The 23,088-nt window shown below is 62.8% G+C and carries 20 protein-coding genes; 8 read left to right on the top strand and 12 right to left on the bottom strand.

Going from position 1 to position 23,088, the window contains the following annotated elements:
- The first annotated feature begins 3 nt into the window (after positions 1–3).
- Positions 4–1,521: a Na+/H+ antiporter NhaC family protein gene (locus GQB00_RS02520; RefSeq protein WP_207950586.1), complete on the top strand. Its 1,518-nt coding sequence runs from the start codon at positions 4–6 to the stop codon at positions 1,519–1,521.
- A 366-nt stretch (positions 1,522–1,887) separates the two neighbouring features.
- Here GQB00_RS02520 and GQB00_RS02515 read toward each other — a convergent pair whose 3' ends face one another.
- Both GQB00_RS02515 and GQB00_RS02510 read right to left on the bottom strand, forming a co-directional pair.
- Positions 1,888–2,631, bottom strand: coding sequence for a glutamine amidotransferase-related protein (locus GQB00_RS02515; RefSeq protein ID WP_165855108.1), 744 nt, complete (start codon positions 2,629–2,631; stop codon positions 1,888–1,890).
- A gap of 66 nt (positions 2,632–2,697) precedes the next feature.
- A complete protein-coding gene (locus GQB00_RS02510) occupies positions 2,698–4,047 on the bottom strand; it encodes a glutamine synthetase family protein (protein WP_165855107.1) in 1,350 nt (449 codons plus the stop codon).
- Between the two features lie 246 nt (positions 4,048–4,293).
- On the opposite strand from GQB00_RS02510, the gene GQB00_RS02505 reads away from it, so the two are divergent.
- Together GQB00_RS02505 and GQB00_RS02500 are read left to right on the top strand one after the other, a co-directional pair.
- Complete coding sequence (locus GQB00_RS02505; RefSeq protein ID WP_165855106.1) at positions 4,294–5,685, top strand: aspartate aminotransferase family protein; 1,392 nt, start codon at positions 4,294–4,296, stop codon at positions 5,683–5,685.
- A gap of 92 nt (positions 5,686–5,777) precedes the next feature.
- Positions 5,778–6,590, top strand: a complete 813-nt coding sequence (locus tag GQB00_RS02500; protein WP_165855105.1) for a helix-turn-helix domain-containing protein — start codon at positions 5,778–5,780, stop codon at positions 6,588–6,590.
- A gap of 61 nt (positions 6,591–6,651) precedes the next feature.
- On the opposite strand, the gene GQB00_RS02495 is transcribed toward GQB00_RS02500, so the two are convergent.
- Positions 6,652–8,139, bottom strand: coding sequence for an aldehyde dehydrogenase (locus GQB00_RS02495; RefSeq protein WP_165855104.1), 1,488 nt, complete (start codon positions 8,137–8,139; stop codon positions 6,652–6,654).
- 215 nt (positions 8,140–8,354) lie between these two features.
- Between GQB00_RS02495 and GQB00_RS02490 the strand changes: the two genes are divergently transcribed.
- Positions 8,355–9,323, top strand: coding sequence for a beta-ketoacyl-ACP synthase III (locus GQB00_RS02490; RefSeq protein WP_165855103.1), 969 nt, complete (start codon positions 8,355–8,357; stop codon positions 9,321–9,323).
- A gap of 123 nt (positions 9,324–9,446) precedes the next feature.
- Here the strand turns inward: GQB00_RS02490 and araH are convergent, their stop codons facing one another.
- The 4 genes from araH to GQB00_RS02470 form a co-directional block, all read right to left on the bottom strand.
- Entirely contained in the window at positions 9,447–10,460 is a 1,014-nt protein-coding gene (gene araH, locus GQB00_RS02485; protein ID WP_165855102.1) for an L-arabinose ABC transporter permease AraH, read from the bottom strand.
- Between the two features lie 26 nt (positions 10,461–10,486).
- Entirely contained in the window at positions 10,487–11,980 is a 1,494-nt protein-coding gene (araG, locus tag GQB00_RS02480) for an L-arabinose ABC transporter ATP-binding protein AraG (RefSeq protein ID WP_165855101.1), read from the bottom strand.
- 64 nt (positions 11,981–12,044) lie between these two features.
- Positions 12,045–13,037 carry an arabinose ABC transporter substrate-binding protein gene (locus GQB00_RS02475; protein ID WP_165855100.1) on the bottom strand — a complete coding sequence of 331 codons (993 nt, stop codon included), beginning with the start codon at positions 13,035–13,037 and terminating at the stop codon, positions 12,045–12,047.
- A 359-nt stretch (positions 13,038–13,396) separates the two neighbouring features.
- Positions 13,397–14,560: an aldose epimerase family protein gene (locus tag GQB00_RS02470; protein WP_165855099.1), complete on the bottom strand. Its 1,164-nt coding sequence runs from the start codon at positions 14,558–14,560 to the stop codon at positions 13,397–13,399.
- A gap of 213 nt (positions 14,561–14,773) precedes the next feature.
- Here GQB00_RS02470 and GQB00_RS02465 point away from each other — a divergent pair, with 213 nt between their 5' ends.
- Positions 14,774–15,718: a LysR substrate-binding domain-containing protein gene (locus GQB00_RS02465; RefSeq protein ID WP_111496277.1), complete on the top strand. Its 945-nt coding sequence runs from the start codon at positions 14,774–14,776 to the stop codon at positions 15,716–15,718.
- Position 15,719: 1 nt separating this feature from the next.
- Here the strand turns inward: GQB00_RS02465 and GQB00_RS02460 are convergent, their stop codons facing one another.
- A complete protein-coding gene (locus GQB00_RS02460; protein ID WP_165855098.1) occupies positions 15,720–16,646 on the bottom strand; it encodes a Gfo/Idh/MocA family protein in 927 nt (308 codons plus the stop codon).
- A gap of 132 nt (positions 16,647–16,778) precedes the next feature.
- Positions 16,779–17,486 carry an RIO1 family regulatory kinase/ATPase gene (locus GQB00_RS02455; RefSeq protein ID WP_165855097.1) on the bottom strand — a complete coding sequence of 236 codons (708 nt, stop codon included), beginning with the start codon at positions 17,484–17,486 and terminating at the stop codon, positions 16,779–16,781.
- 261 nt (positions 17,487–17,747) lie between these two features.
- On the opposite strand from GQB00_RS02455, the gene GQB00_RS02450 reads away from it, so the two are divergent.
- Complete coding sequence (locus GQB00_RS02450; protein ID WP_228160570.1) at positions 17,748–19,133, top strand: peptidoglycan DD-metalloendopeptidase family protein; 1,386 nt, start codon at positions 17,748–17,750, stop codon at positions 19,131–19,133.
- A 52-nt stretch (positions 19,134–19,185) separates the two neighbouring features.
- Here GQB00_RS02450 and GQB00_RS02445 read toward each other — a convergent pair whose 3' ends face one another.
- Positions 19,186–19,434, bottom strand: coding sequence for a YdcH family protein (locus GQB00_RS02445; protein ID WP_111496281.1), 249 nt, complete (start codon positions 19,432–19,434; stop codon positions 19,186–19,188).
- A 205-nt stretch (positions 19,435–19,639) separates the two neighbouring features.
- On the opposite strand from GQB00_RS02445, the gene GQB00_RS02440 reads away from it, so the two are divergent.
- Positions 19,640–20,479, top strand: coding sequence for a cytochrome c oxidase assembly protein (locus GQB00_RS02440; protein WP_111496282.1), 840 nt, complete (start codon positions 19,640–19,642; stop codon positions 20,477–20,479).
- Positions 20,472–21,074 (top strand): SCO family protein, encoded by a 603-nt coding sequence (locus GQB00_RS02435; protein WP_165855096.1) that lies wholly within the window; start codon positions 20,472–20,474, stop codon positions 21,072–21,074. The genes GQB00_RS02440 and GQB00_RS02435 overlap by 8 nt, the downstream gene beginning before the upstream one ends.
- 19 nt (positions 21,075–21,093) lie before the next feature.
- On the opposite strand, the gene GQB00_RS02430 is transcribed toward GQB00_RS02435, so the two are convergent.
- A complete protein-coding gene (locus GQB00_RS02430; protein WP_165855095.1) occupies positions 21,094–22,089 on the bottom strand; it encodes an LLM class flavin-dependent oxidoreductase in 996 nt (331 codons plus the stop codon).
- Between the two features lie 121 nt (positions 22,090–22,210).
- Complete coding sequence (locus tag GQB00_RS02425; RefSeq protein ID WP_165855094.1) at positions 22,211–22,888, bottom strand: J domain-containing protein; 678 nt, start codon at positions 22,886–22,888, stop codon at positions 22,211–22,213.
- Positions 22,889–23,088 lie beyond the last annotated feature (200 nt).

Raw genomic sequence — 23,088 nt, 5'->3', positions numbered from 1 at the left:
ATAATGACAGATGACACGATGCGTACCGAAAGCGGGTTTTCCGCGCCGGACAGCGACCTGATGGACGCCACGACGGTCCGAAAACCGCTCAACTCCATCCTGGCCTACGGCGCCATCCTGGCGGTGTTTGCCTGGATGTCCACCTGGCAGATGGACGGCGACACCTACGGCTTTCTGAGCCTGTTGCCCTCACTGCTGATCGTCGCGGTCGCCATCAAGACCAAGCGGCCCCTGGAATCCATCTTCGCCGGCATCATCGCCGGTTCCCTGCTGATCGACCCGGCCAGCATCTTCACCAGCCTCGGCGATCTGTCGATGAACGTGGTCCAGAACGAGACCATCGCCTGGATCGTGCTGGTCTGCGGCATGATGGGCGGCCTGATCAACATGCTGGAACGCGGCGGCAGCGTGCTCAGCTTTGGCGAGATGCTGGCCAAGCGCATCAAGACCAAGCGCGGCACCATGCTGACCACCTCGGCGCTGGGCCTGGCGGTCTTCATCGACGATTACCTCAACTCCCTGGCGGTCTCCGCCTCCATGAAGAACCTGACCGACCGCTTCAAGATCTCCCGCGAGAAGCTGGCGTTCCTGGTGGATTCCACCGCCGCGCCGGTCTGCATCCTGGTCCCGATCTCCACCTGGGCGGTCTACTTCGGCGCGCTGCTGGAAGAGAACGGCGCGGTCGCCGACGGCCAGGGCATGTCCCTGTACATCGAGTCCATTCCGTACATGGCGTACGGCTGGGCTGCCCTGATCGTTGTCTGGCTGGTGGCCATGGGCTACCTGAAAGACTTCGGCCCCATGAAGAAAGCCGAAGAGCGTGCCCGCAACGGCCAGCCGATTCCGGACGGCGTCCAGAACACCGGCTTCGACACCAGTAAGGTCCGTCGCACCTCAACCACCGTGGGCCTGCTGAACTTCCTGCTGCCGATGGCCGTGCTCATCGCCGCCAGCGTCTACTACGAGATCGACCTGCTGCTGGGCGCGCTGGTGGCCTCCATCTTCACCATGGTGCTGTACTTCTGGCAGCGCCTGATGAGCTTCGGCGAACTGACCGACGCCATGCTGGACGGCTTCAAGGTGATGCTGCACCCGATCGCGGTGGTCTGCGCCGGCTTCATGGTCAAGGCCATCAACGACGAACTGGGCATGACCCCGTACATCATCGAAACCATCAGCCCGTACCTGTCTCCGGCCATCCTGCCGGCGCTGGTGTTCGCCACCATGGCCGCGGTGGTCTTCTCCACCGGTTCCAGTTGGGGTGTCTTCGTGGTGTCCCTGCCGATCGTGATCCCGATGGCCCAGGCAATGGACATGTCCATGCCGCTGACCGTCGGCGCCCTGCTGTCGGCCTCCGCCTTCGGCAGCCACGCCTGCTTCTTCAGTGACTCCACGGTGCTGTCGTCCACCGGCTCCGGCTGCACCCCGATGCAGCACGGCCTGACGCAGATCCCGTACGCCCTGATTGGCGCGGCCCTGGCCTTTGTCTCCTTCCTGGTAATGGGTTTCTGGCTGGCCTGAGGCCATCCCGTTAAAGGCACATTAAGCGGGGCTCGAAGGAGCCTCGCTTTTTTTTGCCTGTCGCAAGCCGCAAGCGGCGCCTTTACCCCGATCCATTCACCAGCCAACGCCTCCCGGCATGCAACGCCCAAGCAACAGCGGCCCTCCTTCCCTCTCTGCTCAAAACGCCGGCGTTACTCAGTACGCCAGTGAGCCTGCCAGACCGGACGCTGTCGATGGCCTTTTCAAGGCCGCGGGCATTCGGCGCACTTTATAGACCGGTCGCCGGCACAACATCGCGAGCGCCAATCACCGGGCACAAAAAAACCGGCGCAAGGCGCCGGTCAAATGGAGAACCGCGATACCGCGGAGACGGGACAGAAACAATCAGGCGGACTTGGCCACTGCCTGCTGGCGAGTCAGGAACGAGGCCATCCAGTGCGCCACCGCCACGGAGTCGGTCCGGGCGGATGCCTGGCCGAGAGCTCCCAGGGCTTCATCGGCCGCACGCGGCGGAATCGGATCGGCCCGGCGCGACCGGACCAGGTTGGTCTCGAAATCCACGTTGAATTCCGGGTGTGCCTGCAGCGTGAGGATCCGATCATCGTATTGCAGGGCCGCGAACGGGCAGAACGCGGACGCCGCAACGACTTCAGCGTTGTCGGGCTTGCTCAGGACCTGATCCTGGTGCATGGCACTCAACTGGAAGCGGCGGGCGTTCGGGTCCAGCCCCGGCACGGCCCGGTTCAGGGCGTAGCTGTGCAGCCCAACACCCCAGCCACCGGGGTACTTGTTGACGTCGGCACCGAAGGCTTCGGCGATGATCTGGTGACCGAAGCAAATGCCCACCATGGGCCGACCGGTGCCATAGATCGCCAGGATCAGCTCCTTGAGCTGCGCCATCCAGGGCGTCTTCTCGTAAACGTTCGCCTTGGAACCGGTGATGATCCAGGCATCACAGGTGTCAGCAGACGCCGGGAAGACGTCGTCGCGGACGTCGTATGTCTCGTAGGTGAAATCGTAGCCCGCCTGGCTGAACAGGCTGACGAACATGTCGGCGTAGGAACCGTATTGATCCAGCAAATCGTCCGGTGTGATGCCGGTGGCCAGTATTCCGATCTTCAGACTCATCAGGGACTCCTCGTGCGCGCCATTTGGGTCACGCACGTTTATAAAGGCAGATGTTCAGGGTGGCTATCAGAGCAGACCGAGATAGGCGTCGTACTCCACATCCGAGATGCGCTCGTTCAGCAGTCGGCGCTCCTGGCGTTTGGCAGCGGCGTAGACGCGCACGAACTCCTCGCCCAGGTATTCCCGCAGGATCTCGCTCTGGTCGAAGCGGTCGGTGGCTTCCGGCCATTCGCAGGGCAGCGGAAACTCCGGGTTTTCCTCAGCGTAGGCATCCCCTTCCACCGGCGCTGACGGCGCCAGCCTGTGCTCGATGCCGTAGAGCGCGCCGGCCAGCACCGATGCCAGCACCAGGTACGGGTTGGCGTCGGCACCGGCCACCCGGTGCTCGATGCGCCGCGCCACATTGGGGCTCTCCGGCACGCGCAGGGCCACCGTGCGGTTTTCGTAACCCCAGCTGGCAAAGGTCGGCGCGTAGGCGCCCGGCATGAAGCGGCGGTATGAGTTCAGGTGCGGCGCGAAGGTGAGCATGCTGTCAGGCATGGTCTGCATCAGGCCGGCAATAGCGTGCTTGAGCACGTCGCTGCCCTGCTCCGTGCCGTTGTCGAACACGTTGTTGCCGTCGGCATCGAGCAGACTGAAATGCACGTGGAAGCCGTTGCCGCTTTCCTCCGCGTACGGCTTGGCCATGAAGGTGGCGGCGTAGCCGTGACGACGGGACACGCCGCGAACCAGGCGTTTGAACAGGATCGCCTGATCGGCCGCGTCCAGGGGATCGGGCACGTGATTGAGGTTGACCTCAAACTGGCCCGGGCCCATTTCCGCAATGATGGTGTCGGCGCCGATGCCCTGGGTTTCACAGGCGGAACGGACGTCGGCGAAGAAGGCCTCGAAACCGTCCATTTCCTCCATCGCGTAGCCTTCGGTATGGGACAGGCGGCGCCCGTCACCGTCGCGTAGAGCCGGTGGCAGCGGACGCTGACGGGTTTCGGCCTCGGCGTCCATCAGGTAGAACTCAAGTTCGGTGGCCATGACCGGCGTCAGGCCATGCTCGGCGAAGCGGTCCACGATCTTTTTCAGGACCTGCCTCGGGTCGGCGCAAAACGGGCTGCCGTCCGGATTGAACATCATGGCCAGCATCTGGTCACGCGGCGCGCTGGACCAGGGAACCGGCGTCGGTTCGTCAGAGACGGGCCTGCAGACGCCGTCGCTGTCGCCGGTCTCGAACACCAGGCCGTTGTCGAGCACGTCAGCCCCCCAGAAATCAAAGCCCATGACCGAACGGGGCAGTTTCAGCCCTTCTTTCATGACCTTCCTGAGGCCATTGGGCGGCATGCGCTTGCCACGCAGGTTCCCGTTCAGATCCGTGATGAAGAGGTCCAGGTCGCGGTTGTGGTCCTGTTTTTTGTTGATCGTCATACGCATCACTCTCGAATGCTTTTTCGAATGTCAGAACTTCACCATATCGGATCACCGAAACCGTGTATCTATCACCCGGGGGGTATTCTGAAGCCGCCCATGACGCCGCCTCCCGCCAATCACCCCTAACCCTTCGGGGGTATATCCCCGAAAACACGACATTTCTTATGGTAAGCGTGGATGTCTTTTTTGCCGGCCGCGGCGCTGACTGGGGCCGGCACTTCCCTTTCCTTCACGGAGGCAGTCATGCTGCATACAACAAAAGCAAACGGCACCGACCCGGCTGAAATCCAGGCCACCGACGCCCGTCACCACCTGCATCCATTTACCGACACCCAGGCCCTGAATGACAAGGGCTCGCGGGTCATCGATCGCGCCGAGGGCGTGCGCGTCTGGGACGCCGAGGGCAACGAACTGATCGACGGCATGGCCGGCCTCTGGTGCGTCAATCTGGGCTATGGCCGGCAGGAGCTGGTCGACGCGGCCTCCGAGCAGCTCAGGACGCTGCCCTACTACAACACCTTCTTCCAGAGCACCCACGCGCCGGTCACGCGTCTGGCCAAGGCCATCGCTGACATCACGCCGGGCGACCTCAACCGGGTGTTCTTTGCCAATTCCGGCTCCGAGGCGGTCGACACCATGATCCGCATGGTACGCCAGTACTGGACACTGAAAGGCAAGCCCTACCGCAAGCTGCTCATTGCCCGCGACAATGCCTACCACGGCAGTACCCTGGCCGGCGCCAGTCTGGGGGGGATGGGGCCGATGCACGCCCAGTCCGCACCGCTGCTGCCGGGAATCGAGCGCATTCGCCAGCCCTACTGGTACGGCGAGGCCGACGGTCTGTCGGAAGACGAGTTCGGCCTGGCCTGCGCCCGGGCCCTGGAAGACAAGCTGCTGGAAGTCGGACCGGACAACGTGGCCGCGTTCGTCGGCGAGCCGATCCAGGGCGCCGGCGGTGTGATCGTACCGCCGGCCAGCTACTGGCCAGAGATCCAGCGCATCTGCCGCAAGTACGACATTCTACTGGTGGCGGACGAAGTCATCTGCGGCTACGGCCGCACCGGCAGCTGGTTCGGTTGCGAGACGTTCGGTTTCCAGCCGGACATCATGACCATGGCCAAGGGTCTGTCGTCGGGCTACCTGCCGATTTCCGCCGTAGCGGTGGGCGACCGGATCGCTGATACCCTGGTTGAGTCCGGCGGCGAATTTGCCCATGGCTTCACCTATTCCGGTCACCCGGCCGCCGCGGCTGTGGCGCTGGAGAACATCCGGCTACTGCGCGACGAGGGTGTCATTGAATCGGTCGCCTCCGACATCGGCCCCTACTTCCAGTCGAAGCTGCGCGACGTCCTCGGCGAGCACCCGCAGTGCGGCCACATCGAAGGGGTTGGCCTGATTGCCGGCATTGCCCTGGTCCGGGATCGCAAGAACAAGACGTTTTTCGACCGGGACGTCGGCACCCTGTGCCGCGATGAGTGCACGGCCGCCGGGCTGATCGCCCGCGCCTGCGGGAACCGCATCGTGCTGTCACCGCCATTGGTGATTCGCCGCGACGAGGTAGACGAGCTGGTGGACCGGCTGCGCACCGCCCTCGACAACACCTATGCGAAAGCGGTGACCGGTGTGCCGCAATAACGGAGCCGAAAATTGACCGGAACGGCGGGCCGGACTGGCCCTGGCCCGCCAACTGGCTTAGCCTTCAGAAAAACACTCGACAAGGGCTCGTAATGAAAGATCGCGTCAGCCAGATCCAGGCCAACGAAAGCTGGCAGAAAAACCTCGCCGTGCTGATCGAGCATCAGCGGCTACGCAGCTTTCCGGCGGTACTGGAACAATTCCTGTCGACGCTGTGCTTCTTCGACACCATCCTGCTGCTGACCTACAAGGAATCCCTGCGCCCGATCCTGGTCCACCCGTCGGATCCCGACGAGCAGAGCGACACCCTGCGCCAGTACATCAAACACGCCTATGTGCTCGATCCGCTGTTCCACACGATCAAGGACGGCCAGAGTTCGGGGATTGTCCGGCTGGTTGAGATCATGCCGGATTCGTTCAAGAGCACGGAGTACTACCAGACCTGCTACCAGAATTTCGGCCTGGTGGACGAGATCAACATGCTGATCCGCATCGACGAGAAGGTCACGTTCGCCATCACGCTGGGGCGTAAGGCCTCGCTGGACTCGATTTCCCGCAGCGAGCTGAACGCGCTGCAGGAGTTCTACCCGGTGATCAGCGCCCTGGTACGCCAGTTCTGGTTGGCCCAGTCCGGGGAATTCCTGCAGTACGGCCGTTCCGACGGCCCCATGAAACGCGCACTGCGCACCTTTGCCAGCGGGGTGCTCACCCAGCGCGAGCGGGAAATCACCGACCTGATCCTGCGGGGTTTCTCCTCCCAGGCGATCGCCGACCACCTGAAAATCAGCGTGGGCACGGTCAAGGTGCATCGCAAGAACATCCATACACGTCTGAATACTTCCACCCAGGCGGAAATCTTCACCCAGTTCATTGCCCACCTGAACAGTCTCGAAGACCATCACTGACCGCTGTCGCCAGCAGGAGAACCGGGCAGGAGCGCACGTTCAAGCGCCCCTGCCCGCCGCATCACAGGCTGATCCAGACCGTCTTGATGTCGGTGTACTTCTCAAGGGAGTGCAGCGACTTGTCGCGCCCGTAGCCGGAGGCTTTCATGCCGCCGAACGGCATGGTGCTGTCACCGCCGCCCCAGCCATTGACCCAGACCATGCCGGAGCGGATCTGGCCGCTGACCCGGTGCGCCCGGGACAGGTTGCCGGTCCAGACGGACGCCCCCAGCCCGTAGCGGTTGTCGTTGGCCAGGCGCACGGCCTCGGCTTCGTCCTCGAATTCCCCCAGGGCCAGCACCGGGCCGAAGATTTCTTCCTGGACGAAGCGCATGTCGTTGCGCGCACCGTCCACGATGGTCGGCGCCACGAAATAGCCTTCACCGGGCACATGCTCCGGCACCCCGCCGCACAGCACCTCGCCGCCTTCGTCGATGGCGGACTGGATATAGCCCGATACCGTCTCCATCTGCGGCTTGTCCACCAGCGCGCCCATGCGCGTGGCGGGGTCCTGCGGATTGCCCGGCACATAGGCCGCCGCGGCCTTCAGCAAAGCCTCGGTAAAACGCGCCTTGATGGACGACTGCACGTACAGGCGCGAGCAGGCGATGCAGACTTCGCCCTGGTTGGAGAAGATGGCCGCGGCGGCGGTGCCGGCCGCCTGCTCAATGTCCTCGCAGTCCTCGAACACCAGCATGGGCGACTTGCCACCCGCCTCAATCCAGACCCGCTTGAGGTTGGACTGGCCGGCGTACTCCATCAGGAAACCACCCACCCGGCTGGACCCGGTGAACGCCAGCACATTGACATCGTTGTGCAGGGCCAGGGCCTTGCCGGCGGTGTGTCCGAATCCGGGCAACACGTTGAAAACGCCATCGGGAATACCGGCTTCTTTCGTCAGTTGCGCCAGGCGCAGGACGCTCAGTGCACTCTTCTCGGACGGCTTCAGGATCACCGAGTTGCCCGCTGCGAGCGCCGGAGCGATTTTCCAGGTCGCCATCATCAGCGGGTAGTTCCAGGGTGTGATCGCCGCCACGACGCCCGCCGGCTCGTGACTGATCAGGCCCAGCGTCTCTTTGCCGGTGGGCGCGATCTCGCCGTACAGCTTGTCGATGGACTCCGCGGTCCAGCGCATGCAGTCGATGGAATCCGGCACGTCGATGTTGAGCATTTCGGTGATCGGCTTACCCATATCCAAGCTGTCCAGCACCGCCAGTTCGTCGCTGTGCTGCTCCATCAGATCCGCCAGACGCAGCAGCGCCCGCTTGCGATCGCCCGGCGCCATGCCCGACCAGACACCGGACTCATGCGCCCGGCGGGCGGCGTCGACGGCACGATCCACGTCGGCGGCATCGCAACTGGCCACGTCGATCAGGGTCCGCTCGGTCGCGGGATTGACCGCCGGGAAGGTCTCGCCGGAGACGGCGTCGACGAATTGGCCGTTGATAAAGGCCTGGCCGCGCAGTGCGACCGTCTCGCTCAGGGCTTTCCAATCCGCGCTGGTTTTCATGCTTGTCTCCCGACATTGATTGACTTTGCAACCCAGACTACCCGCCGTCCACGCCCTGCTCCATATCCCTCAGTGGGTATACAGCCGTGGCCCCTGCTGTCCACGGCGCGGCATGTTAGGACAAATCGCTAATAACCCAACCGGGGCCCGGGGTGTAGGATGGACGTATACCCTTGATCAAAAAACGACACAGTAATTCCCGGGATCCATCACGCATGACTTACGCACGCATTACCGGCACCGGCTCGTACCTGCCAGACAACGTTGTGACCAACCAGGATCTGGAGAAGAAGGTGGATACGAGCGACCAGTGGATCCGGGAGCGTACCGGCATCCACCAGCGCCACGTGGCACCGGAAGGCCAGACCACGGTGGACCTGGCGGAACAGGCGTCCCTCAAGGCCATCGAGGCCGCCGGCATTGATCCCACCGAGATCGACCTGATCGTCTTCGCCACCTCCACCCCGGACAAGATCTTCCCCAGCTGCGCCTGCATTCTCCAGGCTCGCCTGGGCAACCAGGGCTGCCCGGCGTTCGACATCCAGGCCGTGTGCAGTGGTTTCGTTTACGCCCTCTCAACCGCCGACAAGTTCATCAAGACCGGTGCCAGCAAAAAGGCGCTGGTGGTCGGGGCTGAAGTCTTCTCCCGCATCGTCGACTGGGACGACCGCACGACCTGCGTGCTGTTCGGCGACGGCGCCGGCGCCGTGGTCCTGGAAGCCAGCGAGGAAACCGGCATCCTGTCCACCCACATCCACGCCGACGGCCGCTACGAAGAGCTGCTGCATGTCCCCTGCGGCATTGCCAGCGACTACGAAAAAGTGAAAGCCGGCGAAGCCTTCGTACATATGAAAGGCAACGAAGTCTTCAAGATGGCGGTCAACACCCTGGGCAAGATCGTCGACGAAACCCTCGACGCCAATCAGATGGCTAAGTCCGACATCGACTGGCTGGTGCCGCACCAGGCCAACCTGCGCATCATCGCCGCCACCGCCAAGAAGCTGAACATGTCCATGGACCAGGTGGTGGTCACCGTGGACCAGCATGGCAACACGTCCGCTGCATCGATCCCGCTGGCGCTGGACGTCGCGGTGCGCGACGGCCGCATCAAGCGCAACGAGGTGGTGCTGCTGGAAGCGTTCGGCGGCGGCTTCACCTGGGGCTCGGCGCTGCTGCGGTTCTGAATCTCCAGGCCGGCGATACGGTCGGTACTGCCGATACTCTTTGCAGTACTCCGATACAGAGAAAGCAGGCCTCGGCCTGCTTTCTTTCGTTTCCGGTGATCCTATCTGACCAGTGTTGCCGGTCTAGACGACCCGTGTCCGTCGCGACTGCTTCCAGCGGTCGAACAGCACCGCCAGCAGCAGGATCGCCCCGCGCACCAGGTACTGATAGAACGTCGGCACGTTGAGCAGACCCATGGCGTTCTGCACGCAGCCCATGATCAAAACGCCGACCAGCACACCGGTGATCGACGCCACCCCGCCCGACAGCGAGACCCCGCCCAGCACACAGGCGGAAATCACCGCCAGCTCCAGGCCCAGCGAGGTGTTGGGATCGCCCAGCCCCATGCGTGAGCACAGCAGCACCCCGGCCACACCGGCGACGATGCCCTGCAGGGCAAACACCGTGATTTTAAGGCGCCGCACGTTGACGCCCGCCAGGTTCGCCGCCTCGGCGTTGCCACCGGTGGCCAGGACATTGCGCCCGAAGGCCGTGGCGTTAAGCAACACCCCGAAGATCACGAAACAGGCAATCATCGCCCAGACCGGCAGGGTCAGCCCCAGGAAAGAGTAGCTTCCCAGGTCGAAGAACGCCGGTACGGTGATCATCACCGCGTCACCGCCGGAGGTGATGTAAGCCAGCCCGCGCACGAACTCCATCGCCGCCAGCGTCGCAATCAGCGAGTTGACCCCGAAGCGGGCCACCACGAAGCCGTTGAAAGCCCCCACCGCGCCGCCGGCGAGGATACCCACGGTCACGCCGATGAAGACGCTGCCCGAGGTAGAGGTGATCACCGCCGCCACGACACCGGTAAATGCAACGATAGACGCCACCGACAGGTCCACTTCCCCCAGCGCCAAGACCATCATCATGGTGGTGGCGATGGTGCCGATCAGGGTCACCGACAGCAGCAGGCCAACGATGTTACGCCCGGTCAGGAAGTCCGGCACCGCCACCGACAGCCCGATGAACAGGAGAATAAAGACGGCAATCAGCCCCGACGAATCCATCAGCGACCGCATGACCCGAGGCAGCCGGACACCCCCCTTACCTGTGGCGAAGCCCGCCGCGGACTGCGCCAGTTTTTCCGTAGCCATAATCGTTTTCTCTCTCTTATCGTTGTTCAGGCCGGCAAAGCCAGGCCCAGCAGCCGCTCCGGCGTCGCCTGAGCCCGCTCCACTACGTCCACTACCCGGCCGTCGCGCATCACGCCGATGCGGTCGCAAATAGAGCTGACCTCCGCCAGGTCGCTGGAGATCACCACCACGCTCTTGCCGTTGTCGGCCAGGTCGTAAAGCAGCGAATAGATGTCACGGCGGGCGCCGACGTCGATGCCGCGAGTGGGCTCATCCATGACGAACACGTCGATTTCCTCGGCCAGCCAGCGTGCCAGGATGGCTTTTTGCTGATTGCCGCCGGACAGGTTGCCGATGGGCGCATCCGGCCCCGGCGTCTTGATGCTCAGGCGACGGATGTAATCGTGGGCGTTGTCGGTCTCCCGCGAGCGGTGGCGGAACAGTTTCCAGCGGGCAAAAAAACGCCGGCAGCTGATGTTGATGTTGTCCGCGACGCTGGCGATGGCAAAGATACCCTGGGACTTGCGGTCCTCCGGGCACATGGCGATGCCGGCATGAATCGCCTTGCGCGGGCTGTCGAAGCGACAGTCGCGGCCCTTGTAGCGAATCGTGCCCGCCTCCGGTTGCTCGGCACCGCACACCAGCCGCAACAGCTCGCTGCGCCCGGCCCCGACCAACCCGAAGAAGCCGAACACCTCCCCCTGGTTCACCGAGAAACTGGCGGGTTCCCGAACGCCGGGCCCTTTCAGGTCTTTGACTTCCAGCATGGGCGGGCCGTGCTCACGGGAACGATAGCCGTAAACGTCCTCGATCTCGCGTCCGACCATTTCGCTGACCAGCATGTCGTGGCTGATGTGCTCCAGGTCCGGATGCGTATTGATGTGCCGACCGTCGCGGAACACGGTCAGGGCGTCGCACATCTCGAAGACTTCATCCATGCGGTGGGTGACGTAGAGCACCACTTTGCCCTCATCCCGCAGGCGGGCGACGATCCGTTTCAGGTTACGGATCTCCTGCACCGACAGGCTGCTGGTGGGCTCGTCGAAGGCGATGATCCGGGCGTCCCGCAGCAGCGCCCGACCAATCTCGATCATCTGCTGCTGACCGATGGACAGGTCACGCACCCGGGTGGCTGGATCAATGGTTTCCTCACCCAGTTCCTTGAGCACCCGCACCGCGTCCGCGTAGAGCGCCTGGCGGTCAATGAACCCGCGCCGCTGCGGCAATTGCCCGAGCAGCAGGTTTTCCGCCACCGACAGGTTGGGCGACAGGGTCAGTTCCTGGTAGATGATGGCGATGCCCTCGGCGAGGGCTTCGCGTTCGTTGGCGAAGACATGGCGCTGGCCATCGATCCAGAGCGCGCCGGCCGACACCCGGTTAACGCCGCTGAGCACCTTGAGCAGGGTCGATTTCCCGGCGCCGTTTTCGCCCATCAGGGCGTGGACTTCCCCGGCCTGGGCCGAGAAGGACACGCGGTCCAGAGCCTTGACGCCAGGGAACTCCACCGAAATTCCGTCAAACCGAAGATACGGTTCAGACATGGCTGTTACTCCCGTTGTGCTGGAATGCCGGAATCGGCGGCCTGCGCAGGCCGCCTCTCCGTCGTTACAGGTTCAGGTTCTGCTTGACCTGCTTCCAGTTGTCACGGGTCATCAGCTTACCGGTGGTTTCGGTATTGGCCGGCGGCTTGTCGCCGTCGATGATCCACTGGTAAAGGTTCTCGGCGGTCTGACGACCGTGCATGGTGGAGCTGACGGCCACCGTGCCGTAGAAGCCGGTCGGCTTCTCGCGGGAGAACTCGGCAAAGGCGGCGCCGGAGCCGTTGATGCCGACACCGATCACGTCTTCGGCAGTCAACCCGTACTGCTCGCTGGCGCGCACACCACCCAGCACGCTTTCCTCGTTCAGCGCGTAGATCACCCAGTGTTTGTACTCACCGCGCTTGGAGAACACCGGCGAGGCAGCGGCAAAGGCGCTGCTGGTGTCGGTGTTCTGCTGGGGGGCGTCGAAGATGTGCTCCTTACTGAAGCCGGCCTTGAGCAACGCGTCGGTCGCGCCGTCGGTGCGTTCCTTGGCGGTAGGCAGCTCGTAATTGGTGATGCGCAGGGCGGCCACGTCGTCCATGTTCCAGCCTCGCGCCTCGATCTCCCTGGCGATGGCATTGCCCACCTGCTCGCCGATCTTGTAACCGGACATACCCAGATGCGGAACGGCCTCGATCGGGTCGCCTTCGGCGTCGACGAAGCGATCGTCCACGGTGACCACTTTCATACCGTACTGTTCGGCGCGACGCATGATCACGGTCCCCAGACGCACGTCAGGCGGGCAGATCACAAACCCCTGAGCCCCCTGGGAGTTGAGGTTGTCAATGGCGGACAGTACTTCCTGGCCATCGACGCCCGAGAGCCGCACCACGTCGAAGCCCTGTTTTTCGCCGAGCTGAGTGGCAGCCTGCTGTTCGTTGATGAACCAGGCCTGCTCCGGCTTCTTGACGATGAAACCGATCTTGACGTCCTGGGCGGCATGGGCGGAATGGAAAGGCAGGCACGCGATACCGGCGGCAACCGCCAGCGCCTTGAGGTTACGAAGGCATTGCATTGATGTCTCCTGTGAGCCCGTTGGGCCTCTTGTTGTTGTTTCGAAGGATTGCACGTCACTGTGCAGAATGAAGACGGTTCCACGATAGGGTGAGCAGCGATAACCTACAAATCCCAAATTTGGCTATTTCCGATATCATTTTTGTTATCAGTACTGATTTCGGCCGCTACCCGCTGGTGGAAGGCATCGGAGTTCTGGTGGCCGCGCTTGCGACGGTTTCTCCGGACATGGACTTTTGTGAGATAGACCTTACGTCGGAAGATAAACCTGACATCGGGAGATAAAACTGGCGCCACCGGGAAACGGGGAGCGGTGCCGCCGGCCAACTGCCCTGGCCGATGGCACCGGACCGACTGCAATCAGTCGTTGGAAAAACGGTAGACGGTGCGTGAACGGTATGGCTCATCCGGCGTCACGAGCGTACTGGGGAAGCCGTCCTGATTGGGGGAATCCGGAAAGTGCTGGGTCTCCAGCGCCAGGCCGGAGCGGTGAACATAGGGCTGCCCCGATTTGCCGGTCAGGCTGCCGTCCAGGAAGTTGCCGCTGTAGAACTGGATGCCCGGCTCGCTGGAGGCAATCTCCACCACCCGGCCGCTGGCGCGATCCTCCAGGCGGGCGGCGGGCCGCAACCCATCCTCGCCAGGCTCGCCGGACAGCACGAAGTTATGATCGTAGCCCTGGCCATAGTCGAGCTGGGTATTGTCATCGTTGATGCGCGCACCAATGGCCGTGGGCTCACGGAAATCGAACGGTGTGCCAGCTACCGGCCGCTGCTCGCCCGTGGGGATGAGTGTGTCGTCCACCGGCGTGAAGCGATCGGCATGGATCTGTAGCTGATGGCCCAGGATGGATTCGTGCCCCTCGCCCCGCAGGTTGAAGTACGAGTGCTGGGTCAGGTTCACCGGCGTCGGCTCGGTGGTCTCCGCCTGGTACTCGATGGCCAGCTCGTTGGCGTCGGTCAGCGCATAGGTCACCGTAACGTCCAGCTTACCCGGGTAGCCCTCTTCGCCATCGGCACTGGTGTAGCTCAGCACCAGCCCGGCCTGTCCGGACTCCTGGAACGGCTCGGCCTGCCACAGCACCCGGTTGAAGCCGCGGTCACCGCCGTGCAGGTGGTTGGGGCCGTTGTTGGTTGCCAGGTCATAGGTTTCGCCATTGAGGGTGAAACGACCACCGGCGATGCGATTGCCGTAGCGGCCGATCAGCGCGCCGAAATACGGGTTGGCCTTGCGGTACGCCTCGGACAGATAACCGTCCAGGTCGGCAAAGCCGAGAACGATGTCACCCAGCTCGCCGTCACGATCCGGCGTTTTCAGCGAAACGATGATGCCACCGTAGTTGGTCACCTCCATCACCAGCCCATTGCTGTTGGTGATGCGGTAAAGATCAGCGGTACGGCCATCGGGCAAGGTTCCGAAGACCGCGTGTTCGACGCGATCCATAGCGCTGGCGTTAGCCGCCTGGGCGGTCGGAACCACCGCAGCGGCCATGGCCAGGGAGGCGGTTATTGTTTTCCATGTCATGATTTTGCTCCTGCAGACGATTGCTTGGTGCAATCTGTTGTTGTTCCGTCTGTTTTTCGTATCGCTTCCTGGGGCCCAGTGACGGAGGTGGACGCCCCGAGGCTTCATCACGTTAGACTAGGGAGCGATAACCGACTAATACGGAATAGTCGGCAAACCAATAACAAATATGGTATCGGCGTCGCCGGTATCGCGAAGAGCGAGCAACGATTCATGGCAAGACTTCCCAACGACTGGTTCCTCCGCGCCCGTTTGAAACTGCGCCACCTGCAGCTGTTCATGGCGCTGGACGAACACCGCAATCTGCACCGGGCCGCCGAGAGCCTCTCCATGAACCAGCCGGCGGCGTCCAAGCTGCTCAACGACCTGGAGGATCAGCTCGACGTGGTGCTGTTCGAACGCCACCCGCGCGGCATGACCCCCAACTGGTACGGCGAGATCATGATTCGCCACGCCCGCAGCATCCTGTCCCAGCTCACCCACACCGGCGAGGAAATCAACGCCATGCGCCAGGGCAACGCCGGGATGGTGGCGGTGGGATCGGTGATGGCGCCCGCGGTGACGCTGCTGACCAGCGCGGTGGAACGGGTTCACCGGGAGCTGCCGGGACTCAAGGTGCGGATCGACGTGGACGTGAGCAAACGGCTGGTACCCCGTCTGATCGAAGGCGAGTTCGATTTCGTGCTGAGTCGGATTCCGGAAGGTTTTACCGCGGAGCGTTTCCATTTCGAGGAAATTGGCGAGGAGGAAATCTGCATTGTCTGCCGCGACGGGCACCCGCTGCTGGCGTCGCCGGACCTGGACATGAGCGCACTGACCACCTTCCCCTGGACGTTACAACCGCCTGGTGCCCTGCTCCGCCAGCGTGTCGACAACCTGTTCCTGCACCACGGTGTCGATCCGCCGCGCTACATCGTGGATACCCCGGACTTCCTGGTCTCGCTGGCCCTGGTGGCCAAGTCCGACACACTGACCGTCACCACGCGGCAGGTTGCGGAAATGTTGTGCGCGCCGGAGCGCTTCCAGATCCTGCCGTTCGGCGAGCCGATCAAGGTACAGCCTTACGGCCTGGTGACGTTACGCGACAAACACCTGTCGCCAGGTGCCGCCGCGCTCATGTCCACGCTGCGCGACATCCTGGCGTCAGGGCCGGTCTGATTCATTCGATGAACGCGTCCACGTGCTCCCGGCGCCCCAGCAGGAAGGCGTCGGACACCAGGCGCAATGGCGTGACGTCCACATCGCTGCGATTGTCTGCGACCAGCGCGGCAAACCGCTCGTAGATCCCTTCGTATTCCCGTTCCGGCGCCTCGAATATCAGCTCGCCATCCACCCACATCTGGCTGCCGCCGGCGGACAGGGTCAGCTTGCCGTCATCGGTGTGGACGTGAATGTCCCAGAGCTGAGGACCGGTCTGGCGAAAATCGAAGGCGGCGTGCATCTCGGTGTCGCCACCGGCCTGGAATACGAGATCCGCGGCGATAGGCGTCTGGCAGTTCTCCGGCACATGCAGCCGGGCATCCCGCAACACGAATGGGTGATCCAGCACCGCTGTGACGATCGACAGGCCGTTGATACCCGGGTCGAACACGCCCATACCGCCGGGCTCCCAGATCCAGTCCTGCCCCGGGTGCCAAACGCGTACGTCTTCCTTCCAGTGCACGTCCACATGCCGGACGGTGCGGCCGGTGAGCCATTCCCGGGCCGGACCGACCGCCGGCGCGAAGCGGGAGTGCCAAGTGGCGAACAGCGTCACGCCGGCCGCTTCAGCCTGACGGGACAGCAGCTCCACCTCGTGCAAGGTCGCGCCGGGGGGCTTTTCCAGAAGCACATGCAGCCCCCGGGCCAGGGCCTCCGAGGCCAGTTGATAGCGAACCGCCGGCGGCACGCACAGGGCAACCGCCTGCAGTTCGGGCATGGCGTCGAGCATGGCTTCCATCGACTGGAATTGCGGCAGTGCGTCCTGCGTGCTGCTGGGGCTGGCAATGGCGCATAACTCCATCGACGGGTTACGTTCCAGTGCGGGCAGATGCTGATCCCGGGCGATCTTGCCGAAACCGACAAGACCCAACTTCAGTTCGGTCATTGGTTGTTTCCCTCGCGGATGATCCGCCTACCTTAACCGGCTCAAGCCATATGGGCTAATAGCGATTTTGGTCAGATACCATCACCGTTTTGATATCAAGGCGGGTCATTTCAACAACCGGCGCCGGATCATTCAGCGCAAATGACGTTTGAACCAGGGCAAGAGTTTTTTCTTCCAGAGGCGCTGCACAACCGCAATCCAGCGTGGTTTCTGGTAGCGACGGGCTTCCTCCTCGGTGGGCGCCTGGCCGGTGATACGGGTCTTGTACTTGAGGGCGTTGGACATGTCGCTGCGGCGCAACGGAGCCAGTAGGAAGCGACCCGGCCCGCGCACGCGCACCGCGGAGGCGAAATCGATCAGCACCACCCGGCCGCCGCTGACAATGACGTTGGTACCGCGTACGTCGTTGTGGGTGATCGATTGACTGTGCAGCGAGCCCAGGGCAAGCATCAGTTGGGAGAAGTGCATCGGATCGCCGGTGCCGGCCAGGTTGCTGAGCAGCTCGCCGGGCACGTATTCCATCAGCAGCCCCAGTGACCCCATACAGCCGATCAGTTTGGGTGAATGGGGCCAGTCCTGCAGCTGTCGCAGGATACGTGCTTCACGCCACACCAGCAGGCGCGCCGGCCAGGCCAGCCAACTGCCACGATAACGCTGGTAGTCCTTGCAGATGACTGGCGTTCCTTCGTGCATGTAGACGAACACATCGGCTTTCAGGAACCCTTTGCCGGTCTGGATCGGTCGGCTTTCCGACGCCGGGCTTTTCGGCACTAGACTCCCTGGCGCGACAGACGCATCGCAGGGTCGGTCTTCGGATATGACGTCATCGGTCTCTTTCATCGGGCTACCCGTCCTTTTTCTTAATTACTTAGCTCCCTATTATATTTTTGGCCCGATTGCCGGAATCATTGTGGATTCCCGAAGAGACGATTGCCGTTGTCATATCCGTAACTGTTTCACACTTGACGGAGCAGGTATCCTAGCGCGTTTGAATGGGGCCGGAGCCTTGTTATCTACGCTCCTGCCGTCTGTTAACCCCCAATTCCGACTGGTTTCATGTCCACTGCACGTATTTTTGCCCGTCGCGGACGCCCGATACTCATGACTGTTGCGGTCGCCCTTTTGGCGACGGCCTTTTTCTGGCGCCCGGAATCCTCAAGCGCTATTTCCGTCCCCGTCACCATCGTCCATAAACCCGACCAGGAGACAGCCTCCGCCGAGAAGGCCTCCAGTCCCGCGCCGGCGGACGACGCCCTCACCGCGTCCCAGGCGAATGCCGAAGACGGGAACCGTTTCTCGGTGCCGGACAAGCCGTTGCCAACTCACTACGAGATCAAGTCCGGCGATACGTTGAGTGAGATCCTCGACAAGCAGGACATCTCAGCCAATACGCTGCACAAACTACTGGAGGCCGATGCCGAGTTTCTGGACCTGGAAACCCTCCGCCCCGGAACGGCTCTGAACTTCACGTTTGACAGCAATAATGTTCTGCAAAGCATTGATCTACAGCTGGATGCTGCCCGGACCGTGTCTTACGTCCGAACCGACGACGGCGCCTTCGAGCATCAACAGCACACCAAACCGCTGCATTGGGACAGCCAACTGTTCCACGGCGACATTCACGGCAGTTTCTACACCTCCGGCATCAGTGCCGGCCTGGACAAAGGTCAGGTGGTGCAGGTCAGCCAGCTGCTCAAGGGTAAGCTCAACTTCCGCCGTGACCTGCGTGCCGGGGATACCTTTTCAGTGATCGTCGGCCAGGAAATGACCGATACAGGTGCGACCGGGAACACCCGCATCGACGGCATCGAACTCAACCGCGGATCAAAGACTTACTACGCTTTTCTCTACGATGACGGCAACTATTACGACGAGACCGGCGAGAGCGTGACGCCGGCGTTCCTGCGCTACCCGACACGGCGTCACTTCCGGGTCAGTTCACCGTTCGACCCTTACCGCCTGCATCCGGTCACCGGACGCCGCGCACCGCACAACGGGGTCGATCTGGCCGCGCCCTCCGGGACGCCCGTCATGAGTACCGGCGACGGTATCGTGACTCGTATCGGCAACCACCCCTATGCCGGCAAGTACGTCGATATCAAGCACAGCGGCGCCTTCAAGACCCGCTACCTGCACCTGAGCAAAATTTTGGTCAAACGTGGCGAGGCGGTGAAGCGTGGCGAGAAAATTGCCCTGTCCGGCGCCACCGGTCGGGTGACCGGCCCGCACCTGCACTTCGAGTTCCACATCAAGAACCATCCGGTGAACCCGCTGACGGCGAAGATCCCGACGTCCGCCAAAGTGCCGGCGGACAAGCTGGCCGACTTCCAGTCACATATCCGCCCGATCATGGCGCGCCTGAACGTGCCGGGCAGCCTGCCGTCACCGCTGGCAAGCGGTGCGAACGGCCAGACACCGGCCACGACCGATGCGAATGACGACTGGACCCGGGCCTGTCTGCGCCCCGGCCAGTGCCGGTATCAGTAAATCGGATTTGCCTGGGCCGGGGCGGTTCAAGGAAGCCCCGGCCCGCCTCGGGCTAGCTGCCGTTGCGTTTCGACAGGGTTGAGTAAAGCGTGTCCTTGAGTTGGGCTCGCTCCAGCTTCATCTCGTTGAAATGGGCATCGTCGGTGGGCACTTCCCGGAACTCAAGCCCGCGAATGGACTTGTCCAGTTTGTCGTATTCGTCGCTCAGCTTCTTGAAGTGGTCATCTGACTGCCTGAGTTCGTGGATCAGGTCTTTGTATTCGGGAAAATCGATATGCAGGGCGTGATCACTGATCGACATGCTACCGCTCCTCTGCGAATGGATTCCGTCGTCTCAGAGTCCAGTCAAGGCAACTCAGAATAAGCATAGCACTCCTGCCCGGCACTGTGTTACGCGTCCCAGGGCCTTTTTCAGCCCCTCTTGACCTCGGCCAAAACGCTTGCATTTTTCGGGATTTCCACCACGATGGAATGAAGCATGGCGTGTATGGAGTTTCACCGAATCAATGACCTGGGCCGCTTCGCTGCTTCCCTACGACGTCTCACCGGTTACCATCCTGGCCTACGCGTGCGTCCTTGGCCTGTATGGCCTGGCGCTGGCACGACTGCCTGCCGGTGAACGCCCCGGTCCCTGGCGCATCGGCGCGTTCCTGGTCGGCGTGCTGGCGTGTTATGCGGTCATGCAGACGCGGTTCGATTACTACGCCCAATACATGTTCTTCGTCCATCGCGGCCAACATCTGATCCTGCATCATTTGGGGCCGTTCCTGATTGCCCTGTCCAATCCACTCCCCATCATCCGCTACTGGTACGGTTTTGTGCCGGACGCGGCCCGCCGCGCCCTCAAGCCACTCGGCTGGGTTTACCGGATCCTGCAGCAACCGGCCATCGCGGCCTTCCTGTTCGTGGGATTGATCTATCTGTGGCTGTGGCCCCCGGTACATTTTGACGCCATGCTCGATCGCCAGCTGTACTGGATCATGAACTGGAGCATGCTGCTGGACGGCCTGCTGTTCTGGTGGTTGATGCTGGATCCACGGCAACCGGCCGCCGGGCGGGTGCTGGGCTTCGGTCGGCGAATCCTGTTGATGGTACTGGTTGCCCTGCCCCAGTTGGTGCTCGGCGCGGTGATCGTGTTTGCCCGCGAGCCGCTGTACGACGTCTACGAAGTGTGCGGCCGGGCCTGGCCCCTGGCGCCGGCCACGGATCAGTTGCTGGGCGGCCTGCTGACCTGGATTCCTCCGGCGATGATGAGCATCGTCGGTATTCTGCTCATCCTGCGTCGCATCATGCAGGACCCGAAACGGTCCCGGGCGGCGTCCCCGCAAGAGGTTTCCCATGTCTAGACGGATTCTTGCACGCACGCTGATCGGCGGGCTCGCATTGTTGCTCTCGGCCTGCCAGGACACCCAGGCGCCGTTCAACGGCAAGGACATCAGCGGTGTTATGCCGGACCTCGCGTTCGAATTGCGGGACACCAACGGCCAGACGGTGACCCAGACGGATTACGACGGCCAGGTGCGTCTGCTGTTCTTCGGCTACACCTCATGTCCGGACGTCTGCCCCACCACCCTGGCCGAGCTGAACCGGGTAATGACGGCCATGCCGACCGATCTGCGCGATGACCTCACCGCCCTTTTCGTCAGCGTCGATCCCAAACGGGATACCCCCCAACGCCTGGATCAGTACGTCCACTTCTTTGGTGACCGGATCGTCGGGCTGACCGGCCCCGAGCCTACACTGCGGACGCTGGCCAAACGTTATCGCACCACGTTCGGCTACGGTGATGCCGACGAACAGGGCAACTACGACGTCTCCCACAGCAGTGCGATCTACGTCTTCGACCAGGCCGGCGAAGTCCGACTGCTGCTCAGGCCAGGCATGACCCGGGACGCCATGGTCGAGGACCTGTCCCGGCTGGTGCGGCAGGGCACCTCCTGACGCTATAAAGCCGTTGGCGTCAGTGCACCAGGTCCCGCAGGATCTCCGCCGCCAGACCAAACGATTTCAGGCGCGCCTCGTGATCGTGGATCTGGCCGGTCACGATCACCTCATCCACCCGTGTTCGATCGATGAACTGCTCCAGCCAGAGGCGCACGGTTTCCGGCGAACCAACCGCCGTCTCCGCGAGAGCCTGCTTCACCTGCTGCCGCTCGAATTCAGTGGCGACCGTTGCCAGATCATCCACCGGCGCTTTCAGCGGTCCCGGCGTGCCCCGGCGCAAGGCGATGAACTGCTGCTGGAGGGACGTCATCAGGCGTTGCGCCTCGGCGTCGGAATCGGCGGCGAAGACGTTCACCCCGGCCGCGGCATAAGGCGCATCCAGATAGCGGGACGGCTTGAAGCGCTCCCGATAAACCCGCAGGGCGTCGCCCAGCATGTCGGGCGCGAAGTGTGAGGCAAAGGCAAACGGCAGCCCCAGTTCCGCGGCGAGTTGAGCGCTGAACAGGCTGGAGCCGAGCAGCCAGACCGGCACATCCAGCCCCATTCCGGGTACCGCCCTGACCCGCTGGCCGGGCTGTTCGGGGCCGAAATAATGCAGCAGTTCCTGTACCTCCCGCGGGAATTCGTTGGCGGCCTGCATATGGTCCCGGCGCAGCGCCATCATGGTCGGCCCGTCGGTGCCCGGTGCGCGTCCAAGCCCCAGATCGACCCGGTCGGGATAGAGCGACGCCAGCGTGCCGAACTGCTCAGCGATCACCAGCGGCGAGTGGTTCGGGAGCATGACGCCACCGGCGGCAATGCGGATCGACTGGGTGCCTTCGGCGACAAAGCCCAGCGCTACCGCGGTGGCGGCGCTGGCGATGCCGGTCATGTTGTGGTGCTCGGCCATCCAGTAACGTCCGTAGCCGCCCGCTTCGGCGTGTTGGGCCAGGGCTCTGGAATTCAGCAGCGCCTGACGCGCGGAGCCACCCTCGGTGATGGGTGACAGATCCAGTAATGAAAATGCTTGCACGCTCGATCCTCACTGTTCGTAGGCTTTGGCTTTTCCGGCAGGCTACGCCTGCCACCACACGAGGCAATGGCAGGCGTTGACCCGGATCAGGCGGGACAAAAAAACGGTTTCGGGTAAAGAGTCAGTTGCCCAACAAGTGGCTGAAAATACTGGTCAGGATCACCAGTCCGGCGATCCAGCCGATTACCGCCGGCAGGAAGTTGGGCATGGGCTGGCGCTTTTCACGGGCGGGCGGCGACTCATTCCCGGACTCAGCGCCCCCTTCCCGCCCCGGCTCGTGGAAAGGATCACTGACCTCGCGGTCCTCGCTCACTAGCGACTGATCCACTTCCTCCCAGCCAAACCACTGGGACAGGAATGCGAGTACCGGTTGCGGCAGGGAGCCATCATCGAGCATCGGCCGCAGGCGTGGGTAGAGCGCATCGCTGACCGCTTCCCGGATGGCGTCCTGATCCGCCGGAGGCTCGGTCAGGATCGCCCGCCACAGGTTGGCATCCTTGCGGCGCTGGTCATCGTTCAGCATGGCTTCCACCTGGATCACCACTTCCCTCACGACCTGCTGATCACGACCGCTCAGGGGTTGCTCTGACGCCTCTTTTGCGGTCGGCCCGGGTTCGGGCGCCGGCTCTGACGCGGGCGGTTCAACCGCAAAACCCGCCTCGCGGAGAGCCTGCCGATAGGCGTCGTCCAGTTGCTGTTGAGCCTCCCCGTCGGCGAATTTCCGCTGCGACTGGTAGGCCTGTTCGATCTTCTCGCGGTTGTTGGTCGGCGTAATGCCGAGGACCTCCCAACACGTCATAAATCTAAACTCCGGCAAAATATCGCTCGGCTGGAGAGACAGCCGCCGCGCTCTTCACTATGATGAATTCCATGTAACTTTCTCAACGAAATATCTCAACGAAATCGCTCAACGACATATTTCACCGAGATTGAGCGACGAGATCTCTGATAGAGGCTTCCGACAGAAAGTTACTTGAACAACCATCCAGACCAACTGAA

The sequence above is a fragment of the Marinobacter sp. JSM 1782161 genome (assembly GCF_011421605.1).
Classification (GTDB): domain Bacteria; phylum Pseudomonadota; class Gammaproteobacteria; order Pseudomonadales; family Oleiphilaceae; genus Marinobacter_A; species Marinobacter_A bohaiensis.
This window is presented reverse-complemented; position numbering and strand designations above follow the sequence as displayed.

Excerpts from the sequence above, each read along its gene's own strand:
- GQB00_RS02520 (WP_207950586.1), top strand. The coding sequence starts at position 4 with ATGACAGATGACACGATGCGTACCGAAAGCGGGTTTTCCGCGCCGGAC.
- GQB00_RS02515 (WP_165855108.1), bottom strand. The coding sequence starts at position 2,631 with ATGAGTCTGAAGATCGGAATACTGGCCACCGGCATCACACCGGACGAT.
- GQB00_RS02510 (WP_165855107.1), bottom strand. The coding sequence starts at position 4,047 with ATGACGATCAACAAAAAACAGGACCACAACCGCGACCTGGACCTCTTC.
- GQB00_RS02505 (WP_165855106.1), top strand. The coding sequence starts at position 4,294 with ATGCTGCATACAACAAAAGCAAACGGCACCGACCCGGCTGAAATCCAG.
- GQB00_RS02500 (WP_165855105.1), top strand. The coding sequence starts at position 5,778 with ATGAAAGATCGCGTCAGCCAGATCCAGGCCAACGAAAGCTGGCAGAAA.
- GQB00_RS02495 (WP_165855104.1), bottom strand. The coding sequence starts at position 8,139 with ATGAAAACCAGCGCGGATTGGAAAGCCCTGAGCGAGACGGTCGCACTG.
- GQB00_RS02490 (WP_165855103.1), top strand. The coding sequence starts at position 8,355 with ATGACTTACGCACGCATTACCGGCACCGGCTCGTACCTGCCAGACAAC.
- araH (WP_165855102.1), bottom strand. The coding sequence starts at position 10,460 with ATGGCTACGGAAAAACTGGCGCAGTCCGCGGCGGGCTTCGCCACAGGT.
- araG (WP_165855101.1), bottom strand. The coding sequence starts at position 11,980 with ATGTCTGAACCGTATCTTCGGTTTGACGGAATTTCGGTGGAGTTCCCT.
- GQB00_RS02475 (WP_165855100.1), bottom strand. The coding sequence starts at position 13,037 with ATGCAATGCCTTCGTAACCTCAAGGCGCTGGCGGTTGCCGCCGGTATC.
- GQB00_RS02470 (WP_165855099.1), bottom strand. The coding sequence starts at position 14,560 with ATGACATGGAAAACAATAACCGCCTCCCTGGCCATGGCCGCTGCGGTG.
- GQB00_RS02465 (WP_111496277.1), top strand. The coding sequence starts at position 14,774 with ATGGCAAGACTTCCCAACGACTGGTTCCTCCGCGCCCGTTTGAAACTG.
- GQB00_RS02460 (WP_165855098.1), bottom strand. The coding sequence starts at position 16,646 with ATGACCGAACTGAAGTTGGGTCTTGTCGGTTTCGGCAAGATCGCCCGG.
- GQB00_RS02455 (WP_165855097.1), bottom strand. The coding sequence starts at position 17,486 with ATGAAAGAGACCGATGACGTCATATCCGAAGACCGACCCTGCGATGCG.
- GQB00_RS02450 (WP_228160570.1), top strand. The coding sequence starts at position 17,748 with ATGACTGTTGCGGTCGCCCTTTTGGCGACGGCCTTTTTCTGGCGCCCG.
- GQB00_RS02445 (WP_111496281.1), bottom strand. The coding sequence starts at position 19,434 with ATGTCGATCAGTGATCACGCCCTGCATATCGATTTTCCCGAATACAAA.
- GQB00_RS02440 (WP_111496282.1), top strand. The coding sequence starts at position 19,640 with ATGACCTGGGCCGCTTCGCTGCTTCCCTACGACGTCTCACCGGTTACC.
- GQB00_RS02435 (WP_165855096.1), top strand. The coding sequence starts at position 20,472 with ATGTCTAGACGGATTCTTGCACGCACGCTGATCGGCGGGCTCGCATTG.
- GQB00_RS02425 (WP_165855094.1), bottom strand. The coding sequence starts at position 22,888 with ATGACGTGTTGGGAGGTCCTCGGCATTACGCCGACCAACAACCGCGAG.